This window comes from Novipirellula caenicola, from assembly GCF_039545035.1.
GTDB lineage: Bacteria > Planctomycetota > Planctomycetia > Pirellulales > Pirellulaceae > Novipirellula > Novipirellula caenicola.
The window spans coordinates 145819-161671 of sequence record NZ_BAABRO010000012.1 but is presented as its reverse complement, the minus strand read 5'-3'; the positions used below and the strand labels follow the sequence as shown (position 1 = coordinate 161671).

Annotated in this window: 13 protein-coding genes; 9 read left to right on the top strand and 4 right to left on the bottom strand. The window is 55.5% G+C overall.

The genetic code is table 11. From position 1 onward, the window contains the following. Nucleotides 1–618: 618 nt before the first annotated feature. Nucleotides 619–795 carry a hypothetical protein gene (locus ABEA92_RS21000; protein WP_345685870.1) on the top strand — a complete coding sequence of 59 codons (177 nt, stop codon included), beginning with the start codon at nucleotides 619–621 and terminating at the stop codon, nucleotides 793–795. Next, nucleotides 792–1880: an endonuclease/exonuclease/phosphatase family protein gene (locus ABEA92_RS20995; RefSeq protein WP_345685868.1), complete on the top strand. Its 1089-nt coding sequence runs from the start codon at nucleotides 792–794 to the stop codon at nucleotides 1878–1880. Before ABEA92_RS21000 ends, ABEA92_RS20995 begins: the two co-directional genes overlap by 4 nt. Before the next feature lie 1691 nt (nucleotides 1881–3571). Here the strand turns inward: ABEA92_RS20995 and ABEA92_RS20990 are convergent. Further along, nucleotides 3572–4108, bottom strand: a complete 537-nt coding sequence (locus tag ABEA92_RS20990) for an FKBP-type peptidyl-prolyl cis-trans isomerase (RefSeq protein ID WP_345685866.1) — start codon at nucleotides 4106–4108, stop codon at nucleotides 3572–3574. 1403 nt (nucleotides 4109–5511) lie between these two features. Here ABEA92_RS20990 and ABEA92_RS20985 point away from each other — a divergent pair. From ABEA92_RS20985 to ABEA92_RS20970, 4 genes are all read left to right on the top strand, one after another. Beyond that, nucleotides 5512–6264, top strand: a complete 753-nt coding sequence (locus tag ABEA92_RS20985) for an ester cyclase (protein ID WP_345685864.1) — start codon at nucleotides 5512–5514, stop codon at nucleotides 6262–6264. A gap of 602 nt (nucleotides 6265–6866) precedes the next feature. Further along, the gene (locus ABEA92_RS20980) at nucleotides 6867–7064 is read left to right on the top strand and encodes a hypothetical protein (protein WP_345685862.1); all 198 of its coding nucleotides are present in this window, start codon (nucleotides 6867–6869) and stop codon (nucleotides 7062–7064) included. Beyond that, nucleotides 7055–7363, top strand: a complete 309-nt coding sequence (locus ABEA92_RS20975; protein ID WP_345685860.1) for a hypothetical protein — start codon at nucleotides 7055–7057, stop codon at nucleotides 7361–7363. Before ABEA92_RS20980 ends, ABEA92_RS20975 begins: the two co-directional genes overlap by 10 nt. A 33-nt stretch (nucleotides 7364–7396) precedes the next feature. After that, complete coding sequence (locus tag ABEA92_RS20970; RefSeq protein ID WP_345685858.1) at nucleotides 7397–7576, top strand: hypothetical protein; 180 nt, start codon at nucleotides 7397–7399, stop codon at nucleotides 7574–7576. Between the two features lie 115 nt (nucleotides 7577–7691). Here ABEA92_RS20970 and ABEA92_RS20965 read toward each other — a convergent pair whose 3' ends face one another. Both ABEA92_RS20965 and ABEA92_RS20960 read right to left on the bottom strand, forming a co-directional pair. Further along, the gene (locus ABEA92_RS20965) at nucleotides 7692–8576 is read right to left on the bottom strand and encodes a TIGR02452 family protein (RefSeq protein ID WP_345685856.1); all 885 of its coding nucleotides are present in this window, start codon (nucleotides 8574–8576) and stop codon (nucleotides 7692–7694) included. A 260-nt stretch (nucleotides 8577–8836) separates the two neighbouring features. Further along, a complete protein-coding gene (locus ABEA92_RS20960; RefSeq protein ID WP_345685854.1) occupies nucleotides 8837–9667 on the bottom strand; it encodes a metallophosphoesterase family protein in 831 nt (276 codons plus the stop codon). A gap of 1142 nt (nucleotides 9668–10809) precedes the next feature. Between ABEA92_RS20960 and ABEA92_RS20955 the strand changes: the two genes are divergently transcribed. The 3 genes from ABEA92_RS20955 (at nucleotide 10810) to ABEA92_RS20945 (ending at nucleotide 13979) form a co-directional block, all read left to right on the top strand. Continuing rightward, nucleotides 10810–12015: a DUF1559 family PulG-like putative transporter gene (locus tag ABEA92_RS20955; RefSeq protein ID WP_345685852.1), complete on the top strand. Its 1206-nt coding sequence runs from the start codon at nucleotides 10810–10812 to the stop codon at nucleotides 12013–12015. A 95-nt stretch (nucleotides 12016–12110) separates the two neighbouring features. Beyond that, nucleotides 12111–12278, top strand: a complete 168-nt coding sequence (locus tag ABEA92_RS20950; protein WP_345685850.1) for a hypothetical protein — start codon at nucleotides 12111–12113, stop codon at nucleotides 12276–12278. A 612-nt stretch (nucleotides 12279–12890) separates the two neighbouring features. Next, nucleotides 12891–13979, top strand: a complete 1089-nt coding sequence (locus tag ABEA92_RS20945) for a sialate O-acetylesterase (protein WP_345685848.1) — start codon at nucleotides 12891–12893, stop codon at nucleotides 13977–13979. 291 nt (nucleotides 13980–14270) lie between these two features. On the opposite strand, the gene ABEA92_RS20940 is transcribed toward ABEA92_RS20945, so the two are convergent. Continuing rightward, nucleotides 14271–15716, bottom strand: a complete 1446-nt coding sequence (locus ABEA92_RS20940) for a DUF1552 domain-containing protein (protein WP_345685846.1) — start codon at nucleotides 15714–15716, stop codon at nucleotides 14271–14273. Nucleotides 15717–15853 lie beyond the last annotated feature (137 nt).

Sequence of the window (15853 nt, the reverse complement as noted above, 5' to 3'; positions counted from 1 at the left end):
TGGACGGTGAGCTTGGGGATTCGCTATTTCGTCCACTACGTTTGATGTAAATTGAGATGGTGACCCGACGATGATCCGTTCACGACCAAGCTGATCGCAGAACGAGCGACCAAACTTGCCACTTTGATCGACCGAGTCTCCTTTGGGGCCAAGTAACGCGCAAAGCCTGAAAAGGGAGCGAACAACACTGACGATTTGGCTTGTCAATGTGGCGGGCACATGCGTGACGAGTGCAGCGATTCAAATTTGCTATTAACGGTCGCATTATGGGGGTGATCGGCAAGCACGCCGTGGCAATCACTCGATAAATTCGCGATGGGCTCGCCGAGCGACCATGGACGGTTGACACCTTGAATTGCACGTGGCTTGTGACCACGGGGATTGGCAACGGCACAACATGTGCCTAATTGGTTCATTAAGATCGATTGCGACTGACCGATGTCCGTCCCGGATCGCGGGATGGATGAGACGATCGGTGGCAGGTTCGTCGCACAACGACTCACGGACCTTGCAGGCCCCCACGGCCTAGGCTCTGTCTGAAAACCGTAGCGGAGGTCGTCAACGGCCGGTTGATTTAGTCATACGAGCGCCTATTTAGAATACAGCGAACCGGTCTTGGTGATGTTAGCGGATGAGCCATGGGGCACCCATTATAAAGTCAAAGCGTATCCATTTGACCTTCGTGATCAATTCGCCTTCATCAGCGACCTGACCTGTCGAGGCAAATCAGCGGTTCGCAATATTGGGGCCGAATTTGTAACCGCCGATTACGCAATTACCTCGGAACAGCCATGAACAACGACGGTGTCAAAGAACGAAGTTGGCAATGGATACTGTGGAGTGTTTGGTGTGGGCTACTGATCGTCACTGCCGTTGCGCCGCTGATTCCGGTCAATTGGTGGTGGGTCCGCGTTGGCGATTATCCGCGGGTCCAACTTCTCTGCGTTTACCTTGTGACGCTTGCCGTGATGCTGCTTGTTCGTCGACATCGTCCTACAAAGTGGCTGGCCGCGGGGTTGCTGGTAGCCTGCGCCATTCAAGGGTACTGGATCTTTCCCTACATGCCGTTCGCGCCAAAAAGTGTCCAGTGGGCGCAGCAGCAAGATCCAGCGGCACGACTGCGAATTATTTCAATGAACGTCCTCCAAGAGAACGACAACGCAGCGGCGGTCTTGGAAATTGTGCGAAGAGAAAAGCCAGACGTACTGGTGCTTTGCGAGGTCAACTCGCGGTGGCTCGATTCGCTTGCGGCGCTTGACGAACAATTCGATTTCGCCAAAAAGCATCCTCTTGAGAATGGCTATGGAATTGCGTTTTACTGCAATTTGCAGGTGGATTCCTGTCGCGTTCGGTCAATGGTGAAACACGAGATTCCTTCCATCGATGCCACCCTGCGTTTGCGAAACAGGCAAGTATTGCGGTTGTTTGCCGTTCACCCCAATCCACCAAGACCTGGCGAGAGTACCGTGAAACGCGATGCCGAATTGGTGCTTGTCGGTCGCGAAGTTGCGAAGGATAAATCCGCCATCGTGCTGGGCGACATGAACGATGTCGGCTGGTCACGAACGACTAACTTGTTTCAGGAGGTCAGTGGCTTGCTCGATCCTCGAAAGGGACGCGGCATGTATTCGACCTACGATGCGACCTCTTGGTATTTGCGTTATCCACTTGACTACCTGTTTCACTCCGACGACTTCCGAGTCGCCGAGTTGAGAACGCTTGAGTTCATAGGCTCGGACCATTTCCCATTGCTGATTGAGCTCAGTCATGAACCGGAGGCTGAATCAAACCAAGAAGCACCCCAGTTGGACGCCGGCGACAAGCAGGACGCCGACGAAGCAGTACAGGAGGCGGCCGACTTAACGGAAGCTAATGAATGAACTGCCGACAGCGATCCTATTAGCCGCATCAAGGCTCATCGAAAGGCTGAATCAAGCCATCACATAGTGTCACTAATCAGAACACGCATCCGGCAGAAACGTTTCATGTCGTCGCGTTGCGACTGGTAGCACTGGTTGGATGGTTGGCACCAGGATAGATAGTTCGGTGTTCAGGTTTTTGAATCTTTCTGTCGCACCAATCTTTCTGTCCTTACATGTGGCCTTAGCGCGCTTGCACAATCGAACGGGATGGACTGAGAATCTGCGGTTCGATTCGGTGTGCCCGGACGATGGGGCGACAGAAAAATTGATGCGACAGAAAAATGTGACGGACATCACGGTTCGTGACAGAACACGATTTCCGGCGTTGTCTCCATTTTTTTGTCTCTCATCTTTTAACCGTTTCGCTGCAGCTCAGGTACGTTGCACTGTGGCCGCAACACCTGCCGTCGCTTCGCGACTTTGTGCGCCGGGGGCGTCCTCTTCCACGGGCTCACGTCCGTGGCTATAGCCTGTCGTCGCGTTGCGACTGGTAGCACTGGTTGGATGGTTGGCATCAGGATAGATAGTTCGGTGTTCAGGTTTTTGAATCTTTCTGTCCTTACATGTGGCCTTAGCGAGCTTGCACAATCGAACGGGATGGACTGAGAATCTGCGGTTCGATTCGGTGCACGCGGACGATGGGTCGACAGGAATATTGGTGCGACAGAAAAATGTGACGGACATCACGGTTCGAGACAGAACGCGATTTCCGGCGTTGTCTCCATTTTTTAATCTCTCATCTTTTAACCGTTTCGCTGCAACTCAGGTACGTTGCACTATGGCCGCAACACCTGCCGTCGCTTCGCGACTTTGTGCGCCGGGGTGCGTCCTCTTCCACGGACTCACGTCCGTGGCTATAGCTTGTCGGCGCGTTGCGACGGGTAGCACTGGATGGATGGTTGGCACCAGGATAGATAGTTCAGTGTTCAGGTTTTTGAATCTTTCTGTCGCACCAATCTTTCTGTCCTTACATATGGCCTTAGCGCGCTTGCACAATCGAACGGGATGGACTGAGAATCTGCGGTCCGATTCGGTGGGCCCGGACGATGGGGCGACAGAAAAATTGATGCGACAGAAAAATGTGACGGACAACACGGTTCTCGACAGAACGGATTTCCGGCGTTATCTCCATTTTTTAATCTCTCATCTTTTAACTGTTTCGCTGCAACTCAGGTACGTTGCACTGTGGCCGCAACACCTGCCGTCGCTTCGCGACTTTGTGCGCCGGGGTGCGTCCTCTTTCACGGACTCACGTCCGTGGCTACAGCCTGTCGTCACTTTGTGACTGATCGTTCGCCACAGAACGTCGCTCCGCGACGGGGTGCCAATTTCAGAACCGATTACCTTGGACTAAAGTTTAAGGCTATTGCAGAAAGTGCCTCCGGCACAAAAACAGCAACTTCAAAACTGATGCGTCGCGGCTCAATCGATCCGCTGTTGCTGACGAGATTCGGGGCGGCGGGTGAACACGACGAAAGTCTTGACGGCTTGTTGATTTAGTGAAGTTTCCTGCGGCAAAGGGTGTAGGATGGACTTCCTAGTCCGTCAATGGTGGATTCGACGGACTAGGAAGTCCATCGTACACTAAATCAACAAGTCGCCCGCGACTTCCGCTACCACCAACCCTCATACTTGGCTGTGATGCAGCATCAGTCGACGTCGACGAGTTCGACGATGAAGTGAAGGTTCGAGTGAGCGGGAATGGAGCCTGGAGAACCGCGTTCGCCGTAGCCGAGCTTCGATGGCACCCACAGTTCGATCATGCCGCCTTCGCCAACGAGCTGCACGCCTTCGGTCCAACCTGCGATGACATTTTGCAACGGAAAGGTGGTTGGTTTGCCTCGCTCGTAGGAGCTGTCAAACACTTTGCCACTGTTGAGCCAGCCACGATAGTGAACGGTCACGGTGTCGTCGGCGGTCGGTTTCACGCCGTCGGATTTGCGTAGAATCCGATACTTCAGTCCTGAACCGGTCGCAGAGAATTCAAGGTCGGCATCCTCATCCATTGCCCCCGTTCCGGATCGCAGTTCGGGACTGTCGACAAACGAGATTTGTCGATATCTCGCCTTTGCGGCATCCGGAGATGTCAACGCTGGAGAAATGCTTGGGGTGGGTTTCTCGGTAGAGCGACAACCCGGAAACAAAAACACGACGCTCGATAGACACCATGGCAACCAACTCTTCATCGTCGTTCCAGCGCTCCAGTCTCGCGTCAATCCAAAATGACCATCGGAAGCGAACCCTGCCTCCAAATTCCTCGTTGGGGCCTGCATTCGTCGCCGGTTCCCAACTCTTCGTTGGGCAGGTTAGCGAAAACAGGGAATATTTGAAAGTCCGTCATTCGGGAAGCGTTGCTTTCATTGTGTCACTTACTTGAGACGCGACGTTGGCGTGGGCTCGATAGTCGCGTCATTCGCACGTTTGACTTGGGATAGACAATGCCACTTTTACTCCGCTGAAAATCGGTCGCACTCGGCGAATCGCGGTGTTTGCGTGCCTCGGTTCGGCGGCAGAAGCAAACATTGCTGCCAAGCGACCGCAGCATCCACCGCTGCACTGACGGCACCGAAACGCGAGAGGCTGTCGTGAAACGGCATGACGAGGCCCCGCAGGGGATCGAAGAGCGGCAGGCTGGCGGTGAACGGAGTTGTTCAAGTCGTCGGAAGGGGAAACTGCAATCGAGGAAGTTGGCCGCGGCAGGAACGACGTTATGAGTGTGATAGAGTCGCAACCTCGAAGCGCGTGAGCGGTCGGGTCCCCGGTGAACCCTAACTGCAACGTGCAAGCTAGACCCGATGCCTTACGGCATACGGCTCAGGCCAATCGTCCCTGAGCCGCGACGCGTGAGCGGCCGGGTCCCATTGAACCTCAACAGCAACGTGCAAGCTAGACCCGATGCCTTACGGCATACGGCTCAGGCCAATCATCCCTGAGCCGCGACGCGTGAGCGGCCGGGTCCCTTTGAACCTCAACAGCAACGTGCAAGCTAGACCCGATGCCTTACGGCAAACGGCTCAGACCAAACATCCCCTGAGCCGCGACGCGTGAGCGGTCGGGTCCCATTGAACCTCAACAGCAACGTGCAAGCTAGACCCGATGCCTTACGGCATACGGCTCAGACCAAACATTCCCTGAGCCGCGACGCGTGAGCGGCCGGGTCCCATTGAATCCTAACAGCAACGTACAAGCTAGACCCGATGCCTTACGGCATACGGCTCAGACCTATCATCCCTTGAGCCGCGACGCGTGAGCGGCCGGGTCCCATTGAACCTCAACAGCAACGTGCAAGCTAACCCCGATGCCTTACGGCATACGGCGCAGGCCAAACATCCGTTGAGCCGCGACGCGTGAGCGGCCGGGTTCCATTGAACCTCAGCAGCAACTTACAAGCTAGACCCGATGCCTTACGGCATACGGCTCAGGCCAAACATCCCTTGAGCCGCGACGCGTGAGCGGCCGGGACGACGTCATGGTTGTGATCACCAATCCCAACCCGACGCGTCAGCAAGAGAGCGAGTCATGATCGAGATTCCCTCGCTGACGCATCGGCTTGTGTTGCACTGGCAAAAACGCGGCTCCGAAATGCTTCATGGCGTTGGTCAAAACGGCTAAACTACTGAAAGGCACCTACCTGCTTCGAATTTCGCAAACGTCACTCGAACTAATGAAGGTCATGGACAGCAAAGCATCTAGCAGCAACCGCGGTTTGCCCGTAGACGGGAAAGCATTGAAGGATCGACGAACGCGACTGGGCCTAACGCAGGAAGCCGCTGCCAAACTTGCGGGCTACAGTGATCGAGTGATCCGAAAACTCGAGCAGGGAGGACCGGTCCTGATGCAAACGCTCGGCGACGTGGTCGAAACATACAACCAGCGAGACCCTGTGATTGAGCTTCCAGTTTCCGCGTACGTTTGCAGCGAACCTAAAGACGATCTTACCGCATTCTGCCGCCGCTGGTTCGACGGAGTCTACAATCATCGAAATCTAGCACTCATTGACGAGATGATGTCCGAGGATGTTGAGATTCTTTCGGAGGGCGAGGTTCGCCACGGTCGTGACGTCATTCGCCATCGTGTCTCTCACGTGCTTTCGGCGTTCAACCCACTGACCCTCACAGTGGAAAGCATGATCACTCAGGGCAATGCGTTTGCGGCGTATTGGTGCGTCCGCAAAAAGCATGTCGGCGAGTTTTTGGGAATCGCCGCAACAGGTCGCTGGGTTGAGGTCAAGGGAGCTTCGCAGGCGACGGTCCAGGACGGTCGTATCGTCTCGGTTCGAGATCACTGGGACATTGATAATTGCATCCGACAGATCAGCGGCGAATCATCGCGGCCTGTCTAAAGTGCGATTTCGCCGGAGATGCCAAACCAAGTTTGATGCTTTTGGCTGCGACGCTTCCGTGATCAAATCGTTTGCCGGTGGTTTGCCAGCCAAGTCCTGGCACCAATGTTTCTCTTGCGGTCAGCGGATGGCGTTGCTGATCACGTACCAACGTCCTCGGGATGCCATCTACTTCGGTTAGCGGAGCGAAAGCTGTTTGAATGACAGGGTAAGGCTTCACGAAGAGTGACCTTGCCGTCCTCGATCAGATTGTCGTCCAGGCTGGTGACCGTGATCGTGGGCAGCAGGTTGCGCGGTTCGAGTGACTCTAGAAGGACTCGTCGTGAACGGGGACGCTCATACTTGTGACGTCCGGGGCGGCTTCGGCGATGGGGGCGTTTTTCGATGAGTTTCATGGGATCGGTCCGATAAAGTGGAGTTGGGGGCAGAGTCAGAAAACTCCTCCGCGACTTGCTTAAACCGGTTCCCACGATTCTGTAACAAGCTTTTTGTACGATTTTGTGAAGATTGCCAAAGATTCGTCGACGCGGTGAATTGGCCTTCGTTTTCCAGCGGAGTAAACTGCCCATAAAGGCTCGACTCGTCTTACGCTGCTAACATCCATGAACTCTTGCTCGAAAATCGCCTGCCCGTCCCACGCGGTGTTCGAAAGCACTCAGTGGAGCATGGTGCTTCGCGCCGGGGATCACGACCTGCCAGAGTCACGCGAGGCACTGGACAATCTGTGCAGCATCTACTGGTACCCGCTGTATGCGTTCGCGCGACGACGCGGACACCAGCGAGAAGATGCGTGGACCTGATCCAAGGATTCTTTGCCCACCTATTAGAAAAGCGTTTGCTGGTGGCGGATGACCAGGACAAAGGACGTTTCCGAGCGTTTCTGTTGGCCACGCTGAAGAACTTCATGGCCAATGACTGGCGTCACAAGACAACTCAGCGTCGCGGCGGGCACGTCAAAACATTAACGATCAATGCCGATGATTTCGAGCAGCAGTACCAGGAATCGTTGAGTGACACCTGCACGCCGGAGTTGTTGTTTGATCGCTGTCGGGTCGACGCGTTGTTGACCAACGTCGTGTGCGAACAGCGGGCCGATTAACAGAGGGCAGAGAAAACGGCGCTGTTCGATGCGTTGTCGCCATACTTGGCCGGCGGGCTGCCTCGTGATGTGATTGGAAAACAGTTGGGAATGAGTGCCGAAGCGGTGGCGATGTCACTGCACCGTATGCGAAAACGTTATGGCGAGATCCTTCGCCGCTCGATCGCTGACACGGTTGCCCAGCCAGACGACATCGAAGATGAATTGAGTTGATTGATGGAAGTCGTTGCCACCCGTCAAGCCAGATGACGACGTGTGAGTCATGGTTTGCCGGCAAACCCTTTTGCACGTGAGATGCAATAAGGTGAGGCGGAGTCGCGTTCGTTCCTCACGGATCCGAAAAGACTTCGCAGAATGGCCGCAGAAACCTTCGCTGGTCCGACCAATCGGTGATCGCGAATACGATTCGCTGGAAAACACCGGCGAAATCACCCTCCAGTGCATCGCGAAAATCCTTCGCCGTTTGTAGCGGGTCGTTGGCAAACGCTCCACATCCCCACGCGCCGAGGATAAGCGATTCGTACTGGTAAGCACGAGCGATCGCTAGAACACGATGAATCCGTTTGCGGAGCATCGGTTCGGCATCCATCCGGCCGATCGCGGGAGCGTAGGGGGCGGCACAGGTTAGAAAGTCTAGCGACCACGGTGGGGCGCATTCAACTCCCACATCATCGCGGAACACGGGGACATTGGGCGACAAGATCGCCCAGTCACTCGAGGCGGCCGGATCATGGTCACGATGGAAGTCGTACATCGGATCGCCAAACAGCGTGGCGTACAATGCACTGGATCGGCACAGTGTTTCCTCTTGCGCGGTCGCACCTCGCAAGAATCCACCACCTGGTTCAACGCCGTTGGCAAAATTGAGTGCCAACGGACGATGTCCCTCTGCGACCATGGCGTGAGCGGCGGCCAGCGTGGTTTCGTTAGCGACGGTCACTTGCGTCTCGGCATCTCCATCCCCATCAGGTCGTGCAGCCGCAGTCGGAAGGACCATATTGGGTGGTATCGAAATTTTCGCCGCTGCAGCCGCGTTGATCTGTGCCGACCAATCGACCAGGCCATGGTCGGTCAGGTATTGGCCTTGATCGATTGCTTCGAGTGCGGATCGACCGAGCGATTCAGCGATCTCGTGACGAATCTCAAGGGCACGTCGATTTTTGCGAGCCAATGCATCCGAATCAACACAACCAGTGAACCGCAGCCTATTCATTGAATCTCCTTCACCATTACACATCCACATTACAACTAAATTTAGCGCAACTAAGTTTAGCATCAACGTCGCTGATCGCTCCGCGATCTTTGCGTGTTCGTTGCGAGATTGTCTCGATCACTCCATGTGACGTTCCCAGCAATCCACGACCGTCGTCCGTGATTGATCCGATTTTACTTAGTCCACCACTGTCGAAGCGTAGCCATCCCGATGCTGACTCGGTGTAGCCGACGTCGATGCAGGCAATGGGCATGGAAGATTCACGAGGGGCGAGGCGAACGACTGCTTTCTGTCAGAATAACGACTCGCGCGTCTACATTAAGAACTTGCGTTCCGCAAGCGAGTTCGGCGAGCGGTTCCGGCCAATGGGAATGGCCTCGGACAACAAGCGTATGAGCGGATCGCTCGAAGATTTCTCGGATACGCGGTAATCCTCGGAAGCCACTCTTGGGAACGTCAGGACCATCGTGCAATAGTGTGATCGCCGGTTCGTCGCGCAACAGCATACGAAGCGTCTCGGCATAGTCGTCTTCGGTGCGTCGCAAACGGCGTTTTGGGTTGCCAGGGATTCCGCTCAACCCGGCGATCGTCACGCCGCCAATCGTGACTTGGTCGTTATCGAGAAAATGGACGGGGCTAGTCCATCTTGGCCGGTTCGCCCCGTTTTCAAATGTGTCGTGGTTTCCAGCGACACCCACGACCCAGTCGAATGCGGCCGCGAAAGCGTTCCATACGGGGCGCACGTCGCCCGAGCCGCCGCGTTTGTCGAGTGCTGGGACGGTGTAGAAGTCGCCCGCAAGCCAAACACCGATGTCACCCGGTGGCAGGCCGAGGTGCGGCAGGACATCGGTTTGCAGCATCCCCGGAAGGACTTCGCCAAGTAGTCGCAGAGGCCGTCCGGCAGCCGACGCAAACGTCTCGCGGCCTTGCAGGTCGGCGGTGACGACGATCGCGGCGGTTCCGTCGGGTAATGAGTCCACGTAGCCACGGTGCACCGCAACGATGTCGTTATCGAAGTCGCCGGGCCCGCGTCCAGCATTCGAAAACTCAATTTCGGCAAGCAAGTTTGAATCGATCGATGTGATTTTCATTGATGACCTAGACACTTCCGACACGCATCGGTTCGGTGATCGCCGGTTCGGTATTCGTCACTAACGATCCTGGCTCGATTCGGATTGGATTGCGGAGCGACGCGAGCCGCCCGGTGAAAATGGAACGTTTTACTCGCTGCAACCGGACGGGCCCCTCGCCGCACCGCTACCCAAAGTAAACGGCATTGGCCTACCGCCGTCGTTTCGACGACATCCGAAGCGTGTTTCGCGGGGGCTCGATGAACTCTCACTGCGGGTGTTGTTGTCAAAACGTTCTTCTGTTCGGATGGTCACGTGGTGCGATTCGATACGCTGCTGTCTCGGATTGTCCGACACTGGGCGGCGCGATCCGGTCGACTCCACGCGTGCGAAATGCAAGCGTTCTCCGCACAGGCGAATTCGGTTTCGCTTTTGGTGAGAGCGTTCGCATCGCGTGGCTATGATCGTTGATGAGGATTTGCTTGCTGGCGAGGTCCAGAGGCATTGAACCGCGACTGAGCTGAGTGATTTATTACCGAGTGTCCAACCGAATCCAGTGAGGTGTTTTGACGCGTCTTGGCTCGCACGCAGCGTCTGGTAATCAACCGGTCACAGCGAGGTCTGATGACATGACGCACGTCGATCGTGTCAAGGGGGGGCGGAGGATTGTTCGTCTCGTTCGCTTTATCCCTTGAAAAACAGGGTGAAACGGAGATTCGCCATTTTTGTACTCCGCTGACACAGCCAGCCTAGGCACCGCAACGTTTCTGTATTTCCAATCGCTCCGCTCGATTGTCTAGTGTTTGCAGAACGCCGGTGGTGCATTACGGTACCCCTGGAGTGTTGCCAGAATGCAACCGCTTGTGTTAGAATTGCTTCCGCTGTGTTGATAGTCTATAGAAACCGACGAAACGGTGTACGGATCAACACAAATCAGTTGATCACGACAGATTTCTTTTTCGTTTTGGGAGAGTGCGATTGGGGCAGCGGTGTAAGTCCGTTGCGCCGTTGCTGGAAAGTCCTGTGATGCGGCTGTTCCAAAATCCCGCAGGACGCTCGTCGGTAATCACCCTGAGGTGATTTGCTGAGGCTGCGCTGCTAACGCATGCCTCCTAACTCGTCAAAAATTCTCATTCTTATCATCTGCGTACAAGGAGTACTTTATGTATCGCACTAGTTATCGAAGAGGCTTCACGCTGGTTGAGCTTCTCGTTGTGATTGCAATCATCGGCGTTCTCGTGGGATTGTTGTTGCCAGCAGTTCAAGCGGCTCGCGAGGCTGCGCGACGGATGAGTTGCAGCAACAATTTCAAGCAAATCGGCTTGGGATTACACAATTACCATTCCGCCTATAAACAGCTGCCGATTCACGGTGGCGGAACTGACAATATTTCCAATGCGGCGTATGACGGATTCAACATGCGTGGCAACACGCGACGCGACCTGAGTTGCTTGGTCGGTTTGACGCCGTTTATCGAGCAACAAGCGTTGTGGGAGCAGATTTCCACTCCCCGAGATTTGAACAGTGATGGAACGGTCGATGTCCAGTCGATGGGGCCAAGCCCGCACCGATCGTTGTCGCACCACAACAACAACGGACGTTATGAGCCGTGGTTGACCAACATTGCATCGTACCGTTGCCCAAGCGATCCTGGTGTTGGGCTGCCGGCTCAAGGACGCACGAACTACGCCGTTTGTTCCGGCGACTCTATCGACATGGGGGCCGATGGGCCTGTCGATAGCGATGGGAATCCACAATATGCCCAACGCGTTCGAGCGGCCCAGCGAGGTGTGTTTGTCCATCGACAGGCGATGAAATTTCGCGACATCCTGGACGGCTTGGCCAACACCATCTGTGCGGGCGAGATTGTTACCGATTTGGGTGACCGCGATGTTCGCACGCATGCGGGCAACAGTGGTTCGACCCCGATCGTTCGCATGGGAAACAATCGCACCTGCGATGCAATGCGTGATCCCCAGCGACCTCAATTCTGGGTCAGTGGTGCAACGTTGACTGGTGGTGGCGAAGAACGCCGAGGTTACAAGTGGGCATTTTCTCGTCCGCTGTATACCCAAATGACCACGATCTTGCCGCCGAACGGTGAAATATGCATGGGATCAAATCACGAATCGCAAGGCATCGTCCCGCCAGGCAGCCGACACCAAGGCGGGTGCCATGTGTTGATGGCCGATGGCGCGGTCAAGTTCATTACCGATTCAATTGACACAGGCAATTTGGAGCGTGGTCAGGTTGGAAACCAAGCCAACCACGACGACCCGCAATCCGTTCCCGGCGCGCCAAGCCCTTATGGTTTTTGGGGAGCATTGGGTACGCGTGCTTCCAAGGAAGTCATCGACGAAGAACTTTAGTCGATCGTTTGATTTTTCGCGAGCTTCCGTTTCGATCGTGATGAAGCGAAAGCTGTTGTTTTTGTAAACTCCATTATTAAGTCTAGGTGTTTTCGATGAACCGATTGGCAGCTTTCTCTGCAGCTTTGTTTTTGATGGTCCCAATGATGGGATGTGGCGCTGGCAACACAGGTCCGACCGCGGACCAGGATGAACTGAGTGCCTACTTGGACGAACATGGTGACCAAACCACGCCCGAGGAAGAGTTGGTGCCGGTTGAGTAAGCAAGCGATTGCAACGCGACCACTTTAGCGCCCAGGTGTGATACAAAATCAAGCCTGCTTGAGACGACCTGATTCACGAAACACCCTTGTTCGCCACGTAGGCGATCAAGGGTGCTTTAATGTCGTAGCGAAACTCGCCAAGAGTTTCGGGGAAGGCGTGCGTCGTGGAACGAAAGTCTTCTCGACTCGTTTATTTAGTCGTAGGACGGACTTCCTAGTCCGTCCAATACGCGATTGACGGACTAGGAAGTCCATCAATCGCCCCTTGCCGTAGTAAACTTCATTAGATCAAAAAGCCGTTGACGGCTTGCGCTACGGATTTGGTACCGCGTGGGACACGGCCGCTTACGCGCCGCGGCTCAGGAATCGGCAGGGGATTGCGAAGGACGCAATAGGAGATGCTGCACCGCGTTGCCCCAAACGGCTGACACGTGGGCATATTTCGTAGCGAAACTCGCCAAGAGTTTTGGGGACATGCGTGTTGGGACGAAAGTCTTCTCGACTTCCGCTACACTAAAATGTTTCGCGAGGAGTACATGACGGAGCGAACGTTTTGACGACGTCGTCCGGCTTTGCTGTCCATTTGCATGATCAACTCTAAAGGGGCCTTTCATGAACTTCCGTCTTCCAGCTCGTTTGTTGCTGGCTAGTACCGCCGTTGTGATGACGATGCTCGCCGTCCCTGGCTTCGCCGCCGAGGTTGCCGCTCCGTTACCGGATCCTGATGGCAAGCCGGCCGACATGTCCAAGCCTGTGCAAGTCTACATTCTGCTGGGGCAATCCAATATGTTGGGAGCTGGCAAGGTCACGGGTGACAAGGAAGGCTCGTTAACCTATGCGGTGCAGGAGAAACAAAAGTATCCCTACCTCGTCGACGACGAAGGCAATTGGACGGTTCGCAAGGATGTTCGATACGTGCGTGTGATGGGAAGCGGCACCGGGGCGATGCGGCAATTCAACAACGATTGGATGACCATTGAAGGTGGTAAGATTGGTCCCGAGCATGGTATCGGACATTATGTCGGGAACGCCACCGACGCCCCTGTGCTGATCCTGAAAAGTTGCATCGGCAACCGCAGCCTCGGCTGGGACTTGCTGCCGCCCGGCAGCGAGCGTTACGAGGTTGACGAGACGGATAAGAAAACCGGCGAAACAAAGACGTTCGTCTATGCTGGCTATAAGGACTCGCCCGCCAAATGGGAGAAAGGTACCGAGCCGCAGCCGATCAGTTGGTACGCTGGTATGCAATACGACGGCGACATCGCCAATGCGAAGAAGGTGTTAGCCGATCTCGACAAGGTTTACCCGGGAGCAAAACGCTACGAGGTCGCGGGGTTCTTCTTTTGGCAGGGCGACAAGGATCGTTACAACACCGCCCATGCCAGCCGGTACGAGCAGAATCTTGTACGACTGATCAAACAGCTGCGGAAGGATTTTGATTCGCCCAACGCAAAGTTTGTCTGTGCCACGCTGGGCCAAACCGAAAGGGACGCCGAAGGCAACGAACGACTCATCCTCGACGCCCAGCTTTCCGTCGCCAGCAGCAAGTACCCGGAGTTCGAAGGCAGCGTTGCGAGTGTCTACACCCATCCACTGAGCATGGGTGGCAGCTCCAACAGCCATTACGGCGGCAATGCTGAGACCTATATGAACGTCGGCGAAGCGATGGGCAAGGCGATGGTCAATCTGTTGGCGAGGTAGAATCGGACGGATTCAGACTTAGTCCTGCATTTGTCCAAGCCGTGCCCTGCGACGGTGAATTCAATGTCGTTCCTGAAGAGGGTTTTGAAGCTCTTGCAGTAATGAATCCCGAAGATGGGGGCGTTCGTGGCTCCGTAATTGGAACCGATATCGTGTTTGTGATGGAGGGCAAGCATCGCTATCGCTTGCGACAGGATTTCTCAGATTGAGCAAGACATATCGCGATGCACGCGTTAGACATCCTGGAGGTCAGACGAGTCATTGCTAACTGAAGCCTGAAGCCTGCCTTCGTTAGACCAATTCCGACAGTCCACCGGTCTGTCCGGCAAAGCTTTCGGCCTCGAGGCCCAGCTGCTGTAACATCGTGACAAATACCTTCGTCAGCGGTTGGTCGTCCTTGGCCGGTTCTCGCATCCACGGTTCGGGCACCCCGTCGAACAAACCGCCGACCGCGCTAGAACCGGCATGGTTCACGAATTGTCCGTGTTTGAAACCCATCGCCTTTCCACCGGCCAAAATGATCGGATAGTTTTGTGATAGGTGGAACGCGCTGGACGCGGATCCGAACAGCAGCAGGGTGTTGTCGAGCATCGTCCCTTCGCCGGCGGGTTCGGGGGTGTCGTGAAGCCGAGATGCGAATCGATAGAATTCGCGGTTGAGGAATCCGCAATAGGTCGAAAACCTCTCCCAACCGCCAGGCTGTTTGGTTTCGTGCGACAGCGCGTGCGCCAAATTGAACCCGACGGCGCGAGCCAAGCGGTCACTGATTCCAAATGCATTTTCGCGACCGATCTGGTAAGTCGCGACCCGCGTCGAATCGGTGCGGAATGCGAGGTAGACCAGCTCGAACATCGTCTGAACATAACGTTGCGGATCCTCGGGTGACACGTCCAGGTCGAGGCCGCCTGATTCGACGGTTGGCAACGGCGTGTTGACCCAGCGTTTGGCTTTTTCAACGCGTTGCTCGGCTTGCCGGACCGAATCGAGATACTCGTCCAACCGCTCGCGGTCATCGCTTGCCAAGTCACGACGCAGTGTTTTGGCGTCGGCTAACAATTCATCCAACGCACTTTTGCTTAACGCCAAGCGTCGAGCGGCATCGGCATCGCGTTTGACAAATAGCATGTCAAAGACCCGCTTGGGCCGGTGCTCCGCTGGAATCGCTCGCCCGGTACGACTGAACGAAATCGTATGCGTGCCACGCGGCGTTCCGGTGCCCCCGTCGGTCGACAACACCAAAGACGAGAACCGCGTCTGATCACCAATGTGGTTTGCGTAAACTTGGTCAAGCGAGATCGAATTTTTATAGGGGCCATCCGATCCGGTGGCGGCCGCCGTCAAGAATTGGTCGGCGTTGGAGTGACCGTGAACTTGACGCACCGCGGGATGGGAAAACCCCGACAACACGGTGACGTGATCTCTCAGCGGCTGAAACACCTCCATGCACTTGGTGTAGGTGAAATCGGTGCCGTTGCCGTGGGGAAACCATGACCAATCTTGATAGGCAGGGTCCTCGGGCAATGGCATGGGGACACCATCGGGAAAGTAAAAACAGCCTAATCGCTTCACCTTCCGTGGCGAATCTCCGTTTGTCCCGGACTGCCCAGTGGCTGCCAGAGCCTCGGACGCGGTGCCAGCACTCAGGTTCACCGCAGAGCCGAAAACGGGCAAGGCGAGCGCGACCCCGGCTCCACGCAGAAAACGCCGGCGGTCCAATGAATCCAGATTCAATTTCATAGTGTCGTTCCTACTGCGGGGACAAGGCGTTCGCAGAATGCGGTTTCAAATCGAGTGGTGGAGTGTGTATCGGTAAAAACGAGTCAGTCGCACACGACAAAGGTGCGCGTCGGGAAGCAAGCGTCAGACGGCCAGCG

What these genes read in the sequence shown, in the direction of transcription:
- ABEA92_RS20950 (WP_345685850.1), top strand. Translation starts at nt 12,111, where the DNA reads ATGAACCGATTGGCAGCTTTCTCTGCAGCTTTGTTTTTGATGGTCCCA.
- ABEA92_RS20945 (WP_345685848.1), top strand. Translation starts at nt 12,891, where the DNA reads ATGAACTTCCGTCTTCCAGCTCGTTTGTTGCTGGCTAGTACCGCCGTT.
- ABEA92_RS20960 (WP_345685854.1), bottom strand. Translation starts at nt 9,667, where the DNA reads ATGAAAATCACATCGATCGATTCAAACTTGCTTGCCGAAATTGAGTTT.
- ABEA92_RS20990 (WP_345685866.1), bottom strand. Translation starts at nt 4,108, where the DNA reads ATGAAGAGTTGGTTGCCATGGTGTCTATCGAGCGTCGTGTTTTTGTTT.
- ABEA92_RS20965 (WP_345685856.1), bottom strand. Translation starts at nt 8,576, where the DNA reads ATGAATAGGCTGCGGTTCACTGGTTGTGTTGATTCGGATGCATTGGCT.
- ABEA92_RS20985 (WP_345685864.1), top strand. Translation starts at nt 5,512, where the DNA reads ATGGCGTTGGTCAAAACGGCTAAACTACTGAAAGGCACCTACCTGCTT.
- ABEA92_RS20980 (WP_345685862.1), top strand. Translation starts at nt 6,867, where the DNA reads ATGAACTCTTGCTCGAAAATCGCCTGCCCGTCCCACGCGGTGTTCGAA.
- ABEA92_RS20955 (WP_345685852.1), top strand. Translation starts at nt 10,810, where the DNA reads ATGTATCGCACTAGTTATCGAAGAGGCTTCACGCTGGTTGAGCTTCTC.
- ABEA92_RS20995 (WP_345685868.1), top strand. Translation starts at nt 792, where the DNA reads ATGAACAACGACGGTGTCAAAGAACGAAGTTGGCAATGGATACTGTGG.
- ABEA92_RS20940 (WP_345685846.1), bottom strand. Translation starts at nt 15,716, where the DNA reads ATGAAATTGAATCTGGATTCATTGGACCGCCGGCGTTTTCTGCGTGGA.